The following is a 16,062-nucleotide window of genomic DNA, read 5'->3' on the forward strand; positions in this document are numbered from 1 at the left end:
CGTAGATCACTCACTCGGTTCTCCTCTACCCAGCCAGTTGCCCGCCCCTGGCCTCACGTCAGCGGGACGTTCTCCCGCCGGCTTCCACTCGATGGCCTGCCCCGCGACCACCTCCACCACCCGATCGGCGCACCGCGCCAACAGCAGGTGCAGACGCTGGAGCTCGCTCAGGTACCAGCGCACCAGGGCGTCCTTCGGCGGCAATTCCTCGTTGAGATCGTTGGAGACGACCACCAGCGCGATGTCACGTCGGCGAGCGTCCGCGAGCAGCGCTGCTAGTTGGTTGAAGGCGTCTCTCGCCGCAGCGCGCCGGGCGTCACGCTCGAGGCCGTCGGCAAACAGGCGCTGACTCGACCACAGCGTCAGGCAATCCAGCAGCACGGTGTCGCCTGTACCCACCTGACACCAGGCGGCCAACAGGTCCTGCGGTGCCTCCAGCGTATGCCAGCGGCTTTCACGCCTGGCCTGGTGGCGCGCCACCCGCGTGGCCATCTCGCCCTCCTCCGCCCTGGCGGTCGCCAGGTACCAGAGCTGCCCCCAGGGCGTGTCGGCGTGAAGCGCCAGCGCCGCCTGTTCGGCCACGTGACTCTTGCCAGAACGCACGCCACCGCTGACAAAGACGATCATCGGTGCTCTCCACGAGACGGGGCGTCGCCCTGCTCCGGCAGGGACTCGAGCCCGTCGCCGAGCCATCTGAGCAGGCGATCATTGTCGGCGCGGCGCTGCAGCGCCACGCGAATCCAGGCGCCGTCCAACCCACTGAAGGTGTGGGTGTGGCGAGCCAGACAGCCATGACGGGCCAGATACGCTAACAAGGCTTCGCCATTGGCCTGCGACGCCTGGCCCGGCGGCCTGAACAGCACGAAATTGGCCAGGGAGTCCACCACCGTCAGGCCCAGATCGCGTAGGCCGGCCGTCAGGTAGGCGCGCTCGGAGTAAAGCCAGTCGCGCGTGCGACGTGCGAAGTCACTATCGGCCAGCAGCTCAGGCACCACCGCCGCGGCCAGGCCGTTGACGCTCCAGGCCACCTGATGGTGTTGCAGCGCCCGACAGCGCTGCGGGGACGCCACCAGATAGCCAAGCCGCAGCCCCGCCAGGGCGTAAAACTTGGTCAGAGAGCGCAACAGCACCAGCGGCTCGCCCTGCTCCACCAGATCGGTGAGCGGGGCTTCGTCGTCGGCAAAGTCGACGAAGGCTTCGTCGATGACCACCAGGGTGTCGCTGCGCCTGGCCGCCGCCACCAGCGCTTCCACGTCACTTCTGGGAAGGCGCGTGCCGGTGGGATTGTTGGGGCGACACACAAACACCAGATCGACAGCGGCAAGGCGCGCCGAGAGCGCCTCGACGTCCAGCCGGAAGTCATCTCCGCTGAGCTGCAAACACTCGATCTCGATGTCGTTGAGGCGGCATGCCCGGGCGTACTCGCCGAAGGTCGGCTCGATGATCAAGGCGCGGGTGCGACGATAGGCCCGGGCCACCAGGTGGATCGCCTCGGCGCCGCCGTTGGTCAACACCACCGACGGTGGCGCTATCCCCAGCGACGCCGCCAGGGCCGCCACGGCGTCCCGGTGCTCGGGGTCAGGATAGTGGCGCACATCACTCATGGCGCGGGCGAGCCAATCAGAAAGCCAGACCGGCGGGCCCAGCGGATTGAGGCTCGCGCTCACATCCATGGTCGGTGTCACCGACGACAGGCCAAGTCTGTCGAGCAGCGCCGCGCCCTGGCCGCCGTGATCAGGCCAGCAAGAGCCCTGGCCCTGCGTTGGCGTCTGGCTCGCGCTTGTGTCGTTCAGGTGCTGATTGTGGGTCGATGTCATCGCACGGCCTCCAGCACCAGGATGATCAAGGCCAGCAGTGTCAGCACGCCCGCCGTGCCGGCGTAGAGACAGCGAATCGCGGCGTCGATGTGACGCGCCTTTAACGTCTCGGTGGGCGTGCCCAGACGTGCTCGGTCGCTGATCTGATCGCCGTAGCGGTTTACCCCGCCCAGCTCGACGCCGAGCAGATTGGCCACCATGGCCTCCGGCCAGCCGGCGTTGGGACTGGGGTGAGCCGGTGCCTGTCGGCACGTCGCCGACCAGGCGCCGCGCCTGCGCAGCCCCGGAACCACCGCAGCAAGACACCACATGGCCAGCGCCGTCAGCCGAGCCGGCAGCAGGTTGACCAGATCGTCGAAGCGAGCCGAGGCCCAGCCGAACTCACGGTAGCGATCACTGCGATGGCCGACCATGGAATCCAGAGTATTGGCGGCCTTGTAGGCCAAGGCCAGGGGCGCACCGCCGAGCAGAGCCCAGAACAACGGTGCGGTGATGCCATCGACGGTATTTTCGGCCACGCTCTCGACGCACGCTCGGCTCACCCCTGCCTCGTCAAGCGCCCGGGTATCGCGCCCGACGATGGCCGAGACCGCGCGCCGCGCCTGGTACAGATCGCCCCTTGCCAGCGGTGTGGCCACCGCGCGGGCCGCGTGCACCAGGCCCCGGCAGGCAAGGCAGGTCCACAAAAGCAAGCCCTCCACCATCAGCGCCAGCCAGGGCGAGACGACACCGGCAAGGCCAATCGCCAAAGTGGCCAGCGTCCATGCAAGCCCCACCACCACCAGCGTGAGCACCACGCCCTTGGCTCGACGCGCCTGCGGCCTGCCACGGTTAAGCCGCGCTTCCAGGGCGCCGATCAGTCGGCCCATGCCGACCACCGGATGCGGCAACCAGCGTGGATCCCCCAGCCAAAGGTCCAGCACCAGGGCGGCGAGCACCAACGCCAGCAACTCGGGACTCAGTGGCGGCAGCGTCATGGGAACCACCACCCCCTGGCCGCGCTGTCGTCATCGACTCTCACGACGTCTGCTCGCCTCATGCCGACGGGCCACCCTCGACCCCGGCGTCGGCGAAGGTCGCCATCTCGCTGAGCATGGCGCAGGCACTGGCGAGCAGCGGATAGGCCAGGGCCGCGCCGCTGCCTTCGCCCAGGCGCAGGCCAAGCGACAACAGCGGCTCACCGCCGAGTGCGGCCAGCGCCTCGCCGTGACCGGCCTCATCGCTGCGATGGCCAAACACCAGGTAGTCGCGCACGCCAGGCGCCAGCCGAGTCGCCGCAAGGGCCGCCACCGTGGCGATAAAACCGTCCACCAGCACCGGCGTGCGACCCGCCGCTGCGCCCAGGCAGGCCCCTGCCATGGCGGCGATCTCGAGCCCGCCCAGACGCGCCAGGGTATCGAGGGCGGTATCGCCAGTGCCCCGTGCCAGCGCCCTGGCGATGACCTTGCGCTTGTGGTCCAGACGCGCATCGTCGATACCGGTGCCACGCCCCACCACCTCCTCGGCGGAAAGGCCGGTAAAGGCGGCCAGCAGAGCGCTGCTTGCGGTGGTGTTGGCGATGCCCATCTCCCCCAGGATGACACAGCGGGCACCCGCAGCGCGGGCGCGCTCGACGGCACGAATGCCGACCTCAAGCGCCGCCTTTACCTCGTCGGAACTCATGGCATCCTCGCAGGCAATATTGCCGCTGCCCGCGCGCACCCGATCGAGCACCACACCCGGCACCTGGTCGCTGGGCGTGGCCACCCCAACGTCGACGACCTCGAGCCGGGCATTGATCTGGTGGGCGAAAACGTTGATGGCGGCGCCCCCGCGGGCGAAGTTGGCGACCATCTGGGCGGTGACCGAGGCCGGAAAGGCCGACACGCCTTCCGCCGCCACCCCGTGGTCTGCGGCGAGCACGATGATGGCCGCAGGGTCGACCCGGGGTAACGGCTCGCCGGTCATCGCCGCCAGATCCGCTGCCAGCTTCTCGAGTCGACCCAGGCTGCCGGGGGGCTTGGTCAGGCTATCGAGACGAGCACAGGCCTGGCGGCGGGCCTCAATATCCAGCGAAGGAATGCGGCCAATATTGGAGGAAAGAGTTGAAACAAGGGGTGACTCAAGGGTCGAGTCAAGCGTCGAGGCGGGGGTAGAAGACGAGGACGAGGGCTGGTCACGCACGGCGATATCCTGATGGCACTAACGCCGCCCAGGCGGCGAATAAGAAAAAGACCGCCCGAGCCTTCAGACACGCGAACAGGCGGGCAACAAGCCGCCGAGCTTAGCAGATCACTGAAAGGCGATCTTCCTTCGGGAACGGATCCGAGATCGAGCATCTATGCGGCAGGTCGTGCTGCAGGTCGTGCTGCGGGTCGCCTTGCCTCATTCAAGCCCTGTTCGAGCCCCGTTCGAGACCCCCGCATTCATCATGATTCGACAGGACGACCGACGCCGCGCCCGGGTGGGCGCGGCGTCGGTATCTATTCATGAAGCAGATCTACTGCTGATACCGCTCGAGCGTGACCTCAGGCAAAGACGTTGAGACACCAGGTGATGGCGGGCACGGAGACCATGTCGATCAGGACGGCGCCACACAGCGGAACGATGATGTAGGCCTTGCTCGATACCACCTTGTAGTGGTCGCAGACGGCGCCCATGTTGGCGAAGGCGTTGGGCGTAGCGCCCAGGCCAAAGCCGATGAAGCCGGCGGAGAGTACGGCGGCGTCGTAGTTGCTGCCGAGCGAACGAAAGACCACCAGCGCTGCGATGGCCATGATCACCAGTGTCTGGATCATCAGGATCAGCGCCAGGCCAAGTCCCATGCCCTGCAGCTGCCAGATCTTCAGGTTCATCATGGCCATGGTCAGGAAGATCGCCAGGCTGACTTCTCCGATCAGATTGATGGCGCGCTCGGAGACCTCGACCAGGCGAAGGTGATCGTTCAGGTTGCGCAACACGATGGCCACGAACATGGCCCCGACGTAGCTTGGCAGCACGATGCCGAGATTCTCTTTCATGAGTTCGCGACAGGCCAGGCCGATGACCATCACCGGCACCACCACCGCCATGGCCTTCAGTACCCGATGCGGGGTCAGCGTCTGATCATCTTCGCTCAGGTGCTCCTCGTGCAGATCGGCAAGCCCGCCGACCTCCTCGGCCTCGATGCGAAGCTTGAACCGCTCGATCAACCAGCGGGCAAGAGGCGCGCCCAGCAGGCTACCGGTGATGACACCGTAGGTGGCCGCCGTCATGGCGGCGGTCAGGGCGCCGTCGGCACCGAGCGCTTCCGCCTCTGGCCCGAAGGCCGCCGCACCGCCAAAGCCGCCTTCCAGCGAAGGCCCGCCCGCCATCAGGCCGATCAGGGGGTCGAGCCCGATCATCGAGGCGACGCCGATACCGATACCATTCTGCACCAGCACCAGGGCCCAGCAGGTCAACAGGAAGATCACCAGCGAACGCCCGCCCCTGGCCAGCACCGAGAGGCTGCCACCGAGCCCTACCGTGGCGAAGAAGGCGATCATCATCGGATCCTGAACGCTGGTGTCCAGGTCCAGCGTCAGCACGTCCATCGATCGTAGCAGCCATACCAGCACGGCGAAGCCGATGCCCCCGACCACCGGCGTCGGTACGCACATGCGCTCGAGCCACTCCACCCGGCGCCGAAGCTGAATGCCCACCATCAGCAGGACCAGCGCCAGCGCCATTGTTTCCACTGCGTTCAAGCCTATATTCATCTGCCTTCGCTCTCCTTCGCCCTCGAAGGACACCCTCCTGGTGACTCTCGGTGCGGCTACGCCAGGTGTCCGCCCTTAGACTACTGGACAAACATTCAGGCATGAGAGGGGCCTATTTGTCGTGGAGCAAGCTTTTGCTCCCTCTTGTGTCCTCAGAGGTCCGCCCCACCCGAGGGAGGGTCCAGGCAGAAACAGCGGTTCACACTCAGCCAAGGGAGAAGGTGCCAAGGGCCACGACCAATGACACAGAGGGCGATGACCAACGACACAGAGGGCGAGGTCACTGGCACCCTGACGGTCGAGTCGACGATGGCAAAGCAAATGAGACCGCCCTTTGGGCAGGCTCGAGGAAGTTGGTCATGCACAAGCAATGATCGTTTACTATGCTGTCTTGCACGCCCATCAAGGCACACTTTTAGCTGAGCCAGCAGACTCAGCCTTCCTTCCCCCTGGTTCCAGCCCAGCGGGCGAGGATCGGAGGAAATACAACGATACCGCCGGCCTTCATGCGCCGGCTGTCAGGACCTGACCAGCAAGCCGTACGTCGACCAGCAAGGAGAGCAGGCCAACACATCACTCCGCTGTATCAATGCCATGTCAATGACATCATTTAATTTAAGGGAACGATCATGAAAGTGTATTCGTCGGCAATACCTTCGCCCTGGAAGGGCATCGTGGCGGCATCGATTGCTGCGGTCGGCCTGGCAGCCAGCATTCAGCCAGCGTCCGCGACTGAAGAAGAAACCTCCTCCGAGGCGTCATCAGACAAGCCCAACATCCTGGTCATCATGGGCGATGACATCGGCTGGTTTAACACCAGCGCCTACAACAGCGGCATGATGGGCTACACCACGCCCAACATCGACAGCATCGCCGAAGAAGGCATCCGCTTCACCGACGCCTATGGCCAGCAGAGCTGCACCGCTGGGCGCGCGGCCTTCATCACCGGGCAGTCACCCAAGCGTACCGGTCTTCTCAAGATCGGCATGCCCGGCGATCCGCTCGGCCTGCAGCCGGAAGATCCGACCATCGCCGAGATCCTCAAGCCGATGGGCTACGCTACCGGCCAGTTCGGCAAGAACCACCTCGGCGATCGCGACGAGTACCTGCCGACCAACCACGGCTTCGACGAATTCTTCGGCAACCTCTACCACCTGAACGCCGAGGAAGAGCCGGAGAACGCCGACTACCCCACCGATCCTGGCTTCCGTGAACAGTTCGGCCCCCGTGGTGTCATTCGCTCTTCCGCGGATGGCCAGATCGAGGACACCGGCCCGCTGACAAAACAGCGTATGGAGACCATCGACGAGGAATTCCTGACCGCCGCCGAGGACTTCATCGAGCGCCAGGAATCTTCCGACACCCCCTGGTTCGTGTGGTACAACACCACCCGTATGCACATCTTCACCCACCTCAAGGAAGAGAGTGAAGGCCGCACCGGACTTGGCATCTACGCCGATGGCATGACCGAGCACGACGCCCTGGTGGGCCAACTGCTCGACAAGCTCGAGGAACTGGGTGCCGACGAGAACACCATCGTCATCTACACCACCGACAACGGCGCCGAGAAGTTCACCTGGCCGGATGGCGGCACCTCGCCCTTCCGTGGCGAGAAGGCCACTACCTGGGAAGGCGGCATTCGGGTGCCGTTCATGATGAGGTGGCCGGGGCAGATCGAACCGGGCCAGGTGTCCAACGAGATCCTTTCGCTTGAGGACATGTTCCCGACCCTGATCGCCGCCGCTGGCGAGCCGGACATCAAGGAGCAGCTGCTTGACGGCTACACCGCCGGTGACAAGGAATTCAACGTGCACATCGATGGCTATAACGTGCTGCCCCACCTGACCGGCGCCGAGGACGCCGGCGAGTGGCCGCGCGACACCTTCTTCGCCTTCGTCGATGATGGTTCCCTGGGTGCCGTGCGCTTCGGCCAGTACAAGGCACACTTCAGCATCCAGGAGCACGAGGGCATGGACGCTTGGCGCCGTCAGCAGACGCAGCTCAAGGCACCGCTGTTGATCGACCTGCGTGCCGATCCGTTCGAGATGGCCCCGGAAGACTCTTCCTACTACGACGACTGGCAGCTGCGCCGCATGTATGCCTTCTCCCCTGTAGGCAAGATCGTGGCGGACTTCATGGCCACCTTCGAGGAATACCCCCAGCGTCAGGAAGCCGGCTCCTTTACGCCGAAGCAATAACGCTTCCACCGGCAAGTCGACAGGAGGCCGCCCTTGGGCGGCCTCTTGCCGTTGTGCTCCCCGTTCAGCTCTTGTTCAGCCCCCGTTTATCTCCTTATTCAGCCCCTAGCTCTGCTCCGCGTTCGTTCGAGATATCACATTGCTGGATATATAGACAGTATTCGACTAGCCTTGCCGGCATGGATCACTATCACGACGACGGCCAGCAAAGAAGCGCTGCGGGCCCCTTGAAGGGCCGCGGCGCGACCTATGATCCCGCCAATCGTTTTGCTCTCACCCGTAGCGAACAGGTGGACGACGGCTGGTGGCAAGAGGCAACGCCTGATCGCATCGCCACCGTCACCGCCACCGAGAGCGCCAAGAGCGCGCTGTCGTGGAACCGCTCGCCAGACCTGCCCTTCGATCGCTCGATCAACCCCTACCGTGGCTGCGAACATGGCTGCATCTACTGCTACGCGCGGCCCAGTCATGCCTACTGGGACCTGTCACCCGGTCTCGACTTCGAGACCCGCCTGATCGCCCGCACCGGCCTGGTGGAACGCCTCACCGAGGAATTGTGCAAGCCCGGCTACGTCTGCCGTCCGATCAACCTGTCCGGCAACACCGACGCCTACCAGCCCATCGAGGCCGAACACCGAACCACCAGGGCACTGCTCGAACGGCTGCTGGAGTGGCGTCATCCGGTCACCCTGGTGACCAAGAGCGCGCTGATCCTGCGCGACAAGGACCTGTTGAGCGAACTGGCAAGCCGCCGCCTGGTGCGGGTGATGGTCAGCCTCACCAGCCTGGACACTGAACTCAAGCGTCAGCTGGAGCCGCGCACCGCCTCACCCCGGGCCCGACTCAGGGTCATCGGCGAGCTTGCCGATGCCGGTGTACCGGTGGGCACCCTGGTCTCGCCGGTGATTCCCGGGCTTACCGACCATGAACTCGAGCGTCTGCTCCAGGCCGCCAGGGACGCCGGCGCCAGCACCGCCGGCTGGATGCTGCTGCGCCTGCCACGAGAGGTCGCGCCGCTGTTCGAGGCCTGGCTCGAGGCCCACTATCCTGAGCGCGCCGCCAAGGTCATGAGCCTGATTCGCCAGTGTCGCAACGGCCAGGACTACGACAGTCGCTTCGGCCACCGCATGCGCGGCCAGGGCGTCTTCGCCGAACTGCTCGACCAACGCTTCCGTAAGGCCTGCCGTCGCCTGGGCCTGTCACGACGTAGTGATAGTCGCCTTGATAGTGGCCTTGATAGCGGTCTTGAAACTGATAGTGAGCTTGATACCGAGAGCTTCAGGCCGCCCCACCGTCAGGGGTCACTATTCTGAGGCTTGTCCAACCTTCGCTCGTCGACGTTTCGGATAAAGCCTCGCGAGACGCCACCGCCTCCAGGCCGCTATGCGCCAGCGCTGGTCCCATTGCCGCCTTCCAACTGTCCCTGGCTGCCGCCGGTGCCACCACCTACGCTACAAGGATCCTCTGGAATAACGACCTACAATTAAAATATAAGGAGTTCTGCATGCGCCGCCAGACCAAGGGCCTGCACGCCCTCTACGCCAAGGATCCCGTGGACGCCGATCGCAAGCTGTGGGGGCGGCAGGTGGATCCCGTCAGCCGTCGCGGATTTCTCACCGGCTCCAGCCTGCTGGCCATGAGCGCGGTACTCGGCGCCAGCATTCCCTTCGCACGCTTCATGCCGGGAGGCCTGATACCCGCAGCCCTGGCCCAGAGCGACGAAGCCTTCGAGATCGAGGGCAAGGAGGGGCTGAGGGTCCTCAACGACCGTCCGATCAACGCCGAGACACCGGCCCATCTGCTCGACGATGACATTACCCCGGCGCGCTACATGTTCGTGCGCAACAACGGCCTGCCCCCAGAGCGAGCCGAGATCGATCCCGCCACCTGGACGCTGGAAATCACCGGCGAGTCGTGCCAGAACCCCACCACCTTCACCATCGCCGAGCTGAAGGAGCGCTTCTCCGAGCACACCTACCAACTTCAGGTAGAGTGCGGCGGCAATGGTCGCAGCGAGTACGTCCCCGCCGCCAGCGGCAACCAGTGGACCACAGGTGCGGTGGCCTGCCCGACCTTTACCGGGGTACGACTTCGCGATGTGCTGGAGGCCTGTGGCATCGCCGACGACGCCGTCTATATCGGTTACTACGGCGCCGATCGCCATGCCAGCGGCGCCGCCGACAAGGAAGCGATCTCTCGCGGTGTGCCGATGGAAAAGGCCCTGGAGGACGAGTCGCTGATCGCCTGGGCGATGAACGGCGAGGACATTCCCTACCAGAACGGCTACCCGCTGCGCCTGGTGTGCGGCGGCTGGCCGGGTTCGGTCTCGGGCAAGTGGCTCAAGCAGATCGCCGTACGCAACCAGAAGCACGATGGGGCCAAGATGGCGCCTCCCTCCTACAGCGTGCCGGCGAACCCGGTGGCACCGGGCACTGAGGTGGCCAAGGAAGACTTCGTCACCATCCAGTCGATGCCGGTGAAGTCCCTGATCACCTACCCGCGATCAGGGATCGAGCACGCCCAGGGCCAGCCGATGGAGGTGCGCGGCCACGCCTGGGCGGGGGATCTGTCGGTATCCGAGGTACACACCTCAATCGACTTCGGTGCCACCTGGCAGAAGGCCAGCCTCAACGACGCACCCAATCGCCTCGCCTGGCAGCGCTTTACCACCCAGGTCGAGTTCCCCGAGCCAGGCTATTACGAGGTGTGGGCCCGGGCGGTGGACGAAAACGGCCAGTCCCAGCCCATGGTGGTGCCCGGCTGGAACCCCAAGGGCTACCTCAACAACGCCTGTCACCGCATCGCGGTTCAGGTCGGCTGAGGGAGGAGACTGGCATGGGAATTCGTACCACCAGAAGGCATAGGGCGTGGTCGTCGGCCCGCCCGATCTTGATGACCGGCCTGCTGCTCGGCGCAGTGCTGTTCAGCCCCTTTGGCCTGGCTCAATCGACAGGCGAGGCCTCTGGGCAAGCCACAGATGCCCCCCTCGAGACCGATCCGGACAGCGGGTTCGTGATGGCCGAGGGCTGGCAGACGGTCAAGGGCAACTGCACCGTCTGCCACTCCGCCGCCCTGGTCACCCAGAACAGGGGGTCACGCGAGCACTGGGCCTACCTGATCGACTGGATGCAGGAGACTCAGGGCCTGTGGCAGTTCAATCCCGAAATGGAAGCCACCATCCTCGACTACCTGTCGACCCACTACGGCCCGAGGACCGATGCCAGGCGGCAGAACCTGCCCAAGCATCTGATGCCGCCGGCACCACAGGCCAGCGAGACCAGCGCAGAAGGTTGAAACAACGGACGCGGTCGAAAGGCGGCTGATCGGCCCGGTTCTGCGACAGCGGAATCGGGCACCGTATGCTCTGACAGATAGTCAGATGCCCTAACACAGATCCTTCAGCGCAGATCCTTCAGCGCAAGTCCTTGAGTACAGTGCCGCTGGCGAGGATCTGCGCCTCGAGAGGTAACTCACGGAACGGCTCGCAAACCGCCTCGCTTTGCCATTGGCGCATGGCGGGCAAGGCGAGGAGTCGCTCGAGGTAGTCGCGAGACGGGCCACCCATGGGCAGGTCGTAGGTTCGCATCCTGAAGGCGATGGGGGCGAAAAAGGCGTCTGCGGCGGTAAACCGCTCGCCGCACAGGTAAGGTCCACCAAAGCGCGTCAAGCCGTCTTCAAACAGTTCGTTCAGCCGATGCAGGTCATCCAGCAGCTCGGGCGTCTTTTCGTTCAAGCGTACGCGCAGCGCGCAGTGCATCGCACACTGCTGCCTGAGCGCGCTGAAACCTGAATGCATCTCGGCACAGGCACTTCTGGCCCAGCATCTGGCGTCCACATGCTCAGGCCAGATCCCAGAATGACGCTCGGCCAGGTATTCGATGATGGCCAGCGAGTCCCACACCACCCGTTCGTCATGATGCAGACAGGGCACTCGCCCCGAGGGCGAAAACCGACGAAAGTCGGCGTGACTGTTGCCCTGCTCATCGAAGGGGTGAAAGGCCAGCTCGAAGGGAATCTCGAGCTGGCGCAAGGTCAGCCAGGCCCTCAGCGACCACGACGACGTCTGTCGATTGGCGATATGCAGCACGTACATGACAGCGCTCCCTGGGTCGCTGACAGCGCCTGTCGCTGCCGGTGACGTTGATCAAGCCGCCAGCGACATCTCGTAGCCGGTGTACTTGCGAAGATTGATCACTCCGGTATCGAAGATCAGATACTGGCCCTTGATTCCCATCAGCGTGCCCTCGACTCGCGGATTCTTGTCGAGGTTGTGGGACGTGACCTTGGTGGGGTACTCCAGTACCGGGTAGTCGAAGCGTCGTGGGCTGCCGTCCAGGGGACGGATAGCATCGGCGCCGAAGCGCTCACGTAGATCGCCCAGCCCCGCCGACAGCCTCTCCAGCAGACGGTCGCGCTCTGCGGCCAGATCCAGTTCCTCGACCTGCCCCTTGAGCATCGCCCGCCAGTTGGTGCGATCCGACACCTCGTTCTTGAACAGCACCTCGACGAAGCCAGACTGCTGACGACTGTCCACCTCGAGGATCGGCAACGCCTGGATCGCGCCCTGGTCGAGCCAGCGCGTCGGCATCTGCGTATTGCGGGTGATCCCGACCTTGAGCCCGGAAGCGTTGGACAGGTAGACGACGTGAGGCTGGAAGCAGAACCGCTCGCCCCACTCGGGCTCGCGACAGGTCCCCTCGAAAAAGTGGCACAGCTCGGGCTTCATGATGCAGCTGTCGCACTGGGCCAGGCGCTTGAAGCAGGGATAGCAGTGGCCTTGCCCGAAGCTCTTCCTGGTCGCACGCCCACAGTGGGTACAGGCGATCGCCCCGCTCCACTCGAGACGCAGGGTGCGGCCCAGGTAGTCGTTGAGCGGCAGACGGTTCTCGCCGGCCTTGAGGGTGTAACGCGCGGGGGAGTCGGGTTCGACCCCCATCTTGGACAGACATCCGTGGGCAAGTACTTCAGTCACGACTGGCATCCCGGGCGAGCCCCGCCATGTCTTCGGAAACCCCGGCACTGCTCGATGGCCCACCGGGCCCAGCGCCGCAGGTGCGTTGCTCCAGGTAGCCGATGCGGCTCTCCTCGGGCACATTGTTGTCGTGCTCGTAGCGCATCACGGCTTCCATGCACAGCTCGATCTGCTCGGCCGTCAGCATTCGCCCGTCCGGCCACTTGCGCAGCGACACCGCCTGCTTGAGGCTCTGGTAGATCGACGGCGTCATCTGGGAAATCATTCGCTCGAAGGTCATGTCGCTCATGGCATCGCTCTAGTGAAGACGTGATTTGCGGGAATGATACCAGCCCAGCACCAGCCCCACGAGCAGACCGCCCAGGTGCGCCTCGTTGGCCACATTGCCAAAGCCCACCAGCCCGGCGACGTCGGTCATGGTGAAGACCATCCAGCCGAGCATGAACAGCACCAGCATCTGCGGCACGAAGAAGCCGCTGGCCGGCGCGCGACGGGACATCAACCAGACGTAGCCAAGCAACGCAAAGTCGACGCCCGACATGCCACCGAACAGCACCGTGCCGGTGGCGTACTGGGCCAGGTTGCCGGCAAGCCCCGCCACCACCACCAGCGTCAGCATGCGCAATGGGCCATGCAGGGTCTCCACCTGACGGCCGAAATACCACAACCACATCATGTTGAAGATCAGGTGCATCCAGCCGAAATGCAGAAAGATCGGCGACAGCGGGCGCCATACCTGCCCCGCCGCCAGCGCATCGGGGATACTGCCGACGGCCAGCGCCCCGCCACGGATGCCCACAGGCACGATCGCCAGCCACGCCAGCACCATGTCTCCCCACACAGCGATGGCACCAAACACCAGCAGACACAGCCCGAGCACCGACAAGGTGACCGGATGCTGGCGCAGCAGCGGCCACCAGTGACGTGCCGGTCTCGGCTTCGAGGCACTCGGCGCGGGTATCGCCTCTCCCCGCTGCCAGCGAGTGATCACCTCGGCCAGAGCGTCCTGCTGTTTCGGGTCCATCAGCCACAGTACCTGGCCGTCGTCCTCGTCGGTGATACGGTGTCCGATGCGGTGCGACCAGAGCGCCTGTCGCAGCTCGCGAGTATCGATATCGTGGGGGATCAGCATGACCCGGAACATGGCGTCTCCAGCGCGAAAAAGGGTGGCGGCCCAGAGATGATGGCCTGAAATGACGTTGGCCGGTAGGGGCAGCGGTCACACGCGGCGCAGATGGGCGAAAGGCCCGACGGCAAGCCGGGCATGGCAGGATGTCTTTTTCATCCACACAGAAAAAGTCCGGCGGAGGGGGCCGCCGGACAAGAGCAAGGGATCATTCAAGGGAACACCTACTCAGACGCCGCTTTTGATAAAGGGTTCAGTCGGGTGCTAGACTTTAATGTAACGTTTTGTATCAATCGAAGACGATCTCTCGGGGCAAGGGCCTCGCACGCACGTCCCTGGGCACCGGCACCCATACAAAGTGGTTGGCGTCGAGGCGGGATTCAAAGCTGTAGCGATAGGCCACCAGTCGACCGAACTTCACCGCGCTGTAGTCGAGACAGGCAATATTCGGTGCCGGCAAGGCCGGGACGCCTTCGCACCAATAGTGGCCGATGAACAGCGGAGGCTGGTCGGGGCCATAGTAGCTGAGGCTGGCCCGCTCGCTGTCGCTCAACGGCCGGTCCTCGAGGTCTCCCGGTAGATTGTCCGGCTGGAACACCACGTCCCCCCAGGTGCGAGGGTCTCGTGCCCAGAAGTGGGTCCGAAAGCTTCGTCGAGTGAAACCGTCTCCGGAATGGATGACCGTGTCCCCGGGCAGGTCGATGGAACCACCGCGGGTCAGGCGCTCGAGGATCCTCGACTCTTCGGTACCCGGGCTCGAGGCCTGGAGCAGGAAGTCGTGGTCCAGACAGCCGTCGGGCCGGAGCTGCCTGAAGGATTCGATCAGGCGGTCGTCCCAGCAGGCGTGGACCACCCGGATGCCGTCGATCTCGAGACACAGGGGGATCTGGCGAAACCATGCCAGGGCATCATCCCACTCCTGAGGGTGGTCATGGTACTGCTCGAGGGTTTCACGAATGATGCGGTTGTGACGCGGTGTATGCGGGCGTAGCCATTCCCTGCCGTGCTCAGGCGGGGCCTTCTGGGTGTACGTCAGGGCATTGATCTCGTGATTGCCCAGCACGATATAGGCCTCGCCCTCTTCCACCATGCGTCTGGCGATGGAGACCGCCAGGCGGATACGCGGGCCACGGTCGATCAGGTCCCCGAGGAAGATCGCCTTGCGCTGGGGGTGACGATAGACACCGCCGCGCAGGTGATACCCCAGCCGTTCCAGCAGCGCCGCCAGGGTGGCGCCGCAGCCATGAACGTCACCGATCAGGTCGTAGCCGTCCAGTCGCCTGCTCACGTCAATCTCCCAGCCTGTTGCTCCAGCCCAGCTTGCTGCGCAGGACGTCATAGAAGTTGTGACCCAGAGGGTGCACCAGTTGAACGTTCTGGGGCTTGCGCCGGATCACCAGAACATCATCGGGCTTGGCCACGGCACGGGTCTGGCCGTCACAGCTGATGTGGGGATAGGTCTGGTTGGTCTCACCGATATGACAGCGTATCTCGCAGCCGGCGTCGATCACGATGGGCCGGCTCGACAGGGTGTGCGGGAACATCGGTACCAGCGTCACCACGTCGAGCTTCGGATGCATGATAGGGCCACCGCCGGACATGGCGTAGGCGGTGGAACCGGTCGGCGTGGCGATGATCAGGCCATCGCTGCGCTGGCTGTAGACGAACTGGCCATCGATGAACAGTTCGAACTCGATCATCCGCACCGCCTTGCCCGGGTGCAGTACCACTTCATTGAGGGCATCGCCGCTGCCCACCAGGGAATCCCCGCGGTAGAGCTCGGCGTCGAGCAGAAAGCGCTGTTCGACCTCGTACTGTCCCGCCAGCACCTCACCGACACGGGCCTCGAGCTCATCCGGCGAGATATCGGTCAAGAAGCCCAGCCGTCCGCGATTGACCCCCAGCACCAGGGTTCCGCTGCGACACAGGGTGCGGGCCGCGCCCAGCAGGCTGCCGTCGCCCCCGACCACGATCACCAGATCACATAGTTCGCCGAGCATGCGGCGACTGGCCTCGGCGTGGCCACGTTCCAGCAACGCCGAGGCGGTACGGTCTTCCACGATCACGTGGTAGCCGGCGTCATCCAGAAAACGAATCAGCCGCTTGAGGGTCTCGACCACCTTGGCGCTGCCCAGGCGCCCGATCAGTCCGATGTTCTTGAACGATTGCATCCACGCATCCTTCCCTTGGCGACCGCTCATTATGGCGAGGGGGGCCTGGCGGAGCAAACCGC

General features: G+C 64.6%; 15 protein-coding genes. 4 read left to right on the top strand and 11 right to left on the bottom strand.

Annotated features, from left to right (window positions below):
* Nucleotides 1–6: 6 nt before the first annotated feature.
* The 5 genes from C6W88_RS14540 to gltS form a co-directional block, all read right to left on the bottom strand.
* Entirely contained in the window at nt 7–627 is a 621-nt protein-coding gene (locus C6W88_RS14540) for a bifunctional adenosylcobinamide kinase/adenosylcobinamide-phosphate guanylyltransferase (protein WP_108132983.1), read from the bottom strand.
* Nucleotides 624–1,817 carry a threonine-phosphate decarboxylase CobD gene (gene cobD, locus C6W88_RS14545; RefSeq protein WP_108132984.1) on the bottom strand — a complete coding sequence of 398 codons (1,194 nt, stop codon included), beginning with the start codon at nt 1,815–1,817 and terminating at the stop codon, nt 624–626. The genes C6W88_RS14540 and cobD overlap by 4 nt, the downstream gene beginning before the upstream one ends.
* A complete protein-coding gene (gene cbiB, locus C6W88_RS14550) occupies nt 1,814–2,794 on the bottom strand; it encodes an adenosylcobinamide-phosphate synthase CbiB (protein WP_108132985.1) in 981 nt (326 codons plus the stop codon). Before cbiB ends, cobD begins: the two co-directional genes overlap by 4 nt.
* 58 nt (nt 2,795–2,852) lie before the next feature.
* Nucleotides 2,853–3,887, bottom strand: a complete 1,035-nt coding sequence (gene cobT / locus C6W88_RS14555; RefSeq protein WP_108133023.1) for a nicotinate-nucleotide--dimethylbenzimidazole phosphoribosyltransferase — start codon at nt 3,885–3,887, stop codon at nt 2,853–2,855.
* Nucleotides 3,888–4,324: 437 nt separating this feature from the next.
* A complete protein-coding gene (gltS, locus tag C6W88_RS14560; protein WP_108132986.1) occupies nt 4,325–5,533 on the bottom strand; it encodes a sodium/glutamate symporter in 1,209 nt (402 codons plus the stop codon).
* 629 nt (nt 5,534–6,162) lie between these two features.
* Here gltS and C6W88_RS14565 point away from each other — a divergent pair.
* The 4 genes from C6W88_RS14565 (at nt 6,163) to C6W88_RS21670 (ending at nt 11,025) form a co-directional block, all read left to right on the top strand.
* Nucleotides 6,163–7,731, top strand: a complete 1,569-nt coding sequence (locus tag C6W88_RS14565) for an arylsulfatase (protein ID WP_083970615.1) — start codon at nt 6,163–6,165, stop codon at nt 7,729–7,731.
* A gap of 179 nt (nt 7,732–7,910) precedes the next feature.
* On the top strand, nt 7,911–9,044 hold the full coding sequence (locus tag C6W88_RS14570; protein WP_108132987.1) for a PA0069 family radical SAM protein: 1,134 nt from the start codon (nt 7,911–7,913) through the stop codon (nt 9,042–9,044).
* 191 nt (nt 9,045–9,235) lie between these two features.
* Nucleotides 9,236–10,552: a sulfite oxidase gene (locus C6W88_RS14575; RefSeq protein ID WP_108132988.1), complete on the top strand. Its 1,317-nt coding sequence runs from the start codon at nt 9,236–9,238 to the stop codon at nt 10,550–10,552.
* Nucleotides 10,553–10,566: 14 nt separating this feature from the next.
* Nucleotides 10,567–11,025, top strand: a complete 459-nt coding sequence (locus tag C6W88_RS21670; RefSeq protein WP_197037127.1) for a hypothetical protein — start codon at nt 10,567–10,569, stop codon at nt 11,023–11,025.
* A gap of 118 nt (nt 11,026–11,143) precedes the next feature.
* On the opposite strand, the gene C6W88_RS14585 is transcribed toward C6W88_RS21670, so the two are convergent.
* The 6 genes from C6W88_RS14585 to C6W88_RS14610 all read right to left on the bottom strand — a co-directional run bounded on the left by C6W88_RS14585 (nt 11,144) and on the right by C6W88_RS14610 (nt 16,000).
* Nucleotides 11,144–11,824 carry a glutathione S-transferase family protein gene (locus tag C6W88_RS14585; protein ID WP_108132989.1) on the bottom strand — a complete coding sequence of 227 codons (681 nt, stop codon included), beginning with the start codon at nt 11,822–11,824 and terminating at the stop codon, nt 11,144–11,146.
* Nucleotides 11,825–11,875: 51 nt separating this feature from the next.
* Complete coding sequence (locus C6W88_RS14590; RefSeq protein WP_375038064.1) at nt 11,876–12,712, bottom strand: DUF2797 domain-containing protein; 837 nt, start codon at nt 12,710–12,712, stop codon at nt 11,876–11,878.
* Nucleotides 12,696–12,992 carry a YeaC family protein gene (locus C6W88_RS14595; protein ID WP_045994422.1) on the bottom strand — a complete coding sequence of 99 codons (297 nt, stop codon included), beginning with the start codon at nt 12,990–12,992 and terminating at the stop codon, nt 12,696–12,698. Before C6W88_RS14595 ends, C6W88_RS14590 begins: the two co-directional genes overlap by 17 nt.
* 9 nt (nt 12,993–13,001) lie before the next feature.
* Nucleotides 13,002–13,847 (bottom strand): rhomboid family intramembrane serine protease, encoded by an 846-nt coding sequence (locus tag C6W88_RS14600; protein WP_045994416.1) that lies wholly within the window; start codon nt 13,845–13,847, stop codon nt 13,002–13,004.
* A gap of 271 nt (nt 13,848–14,118) precedes the next feature.
* Nucleotides 14,119–15,105: a metallophosphoesterase gene (locus C6W88_RS14605; protein ID WP_108133024.1), complete on the bottom strand. Its 987-nt coding sequence runs from the start codon at nt 15,103–15,105 to the stop codon at nt 14,119–14,121.
* Nucleotides 15,106–15,118: 13 nt separating this feature from the next.
* Nucleotides 15,119–16,000, bottom strand: a complete 882-nt coding sequence (locus C6W88_RS14610) for an NAD(+) kinase (RefSeq protein ID WP_108132991.1) — start codon at nt 15,998–16,000, stop codon at nt 15,119–15,121.
* Between the last annotated feature and the right edge of the window lie 62 nt (nt 16,001–16,062).

The sequence above is a fragment of the Halomonas litopenaei genome (assembly GCF_003045775.1).
Lineage (GTDB): Bacteria > Pseudomonadota > Gammaproteobacteria > Pseudomonadales > Halomonadaceae > Halomonas > Halomonas litopenaei.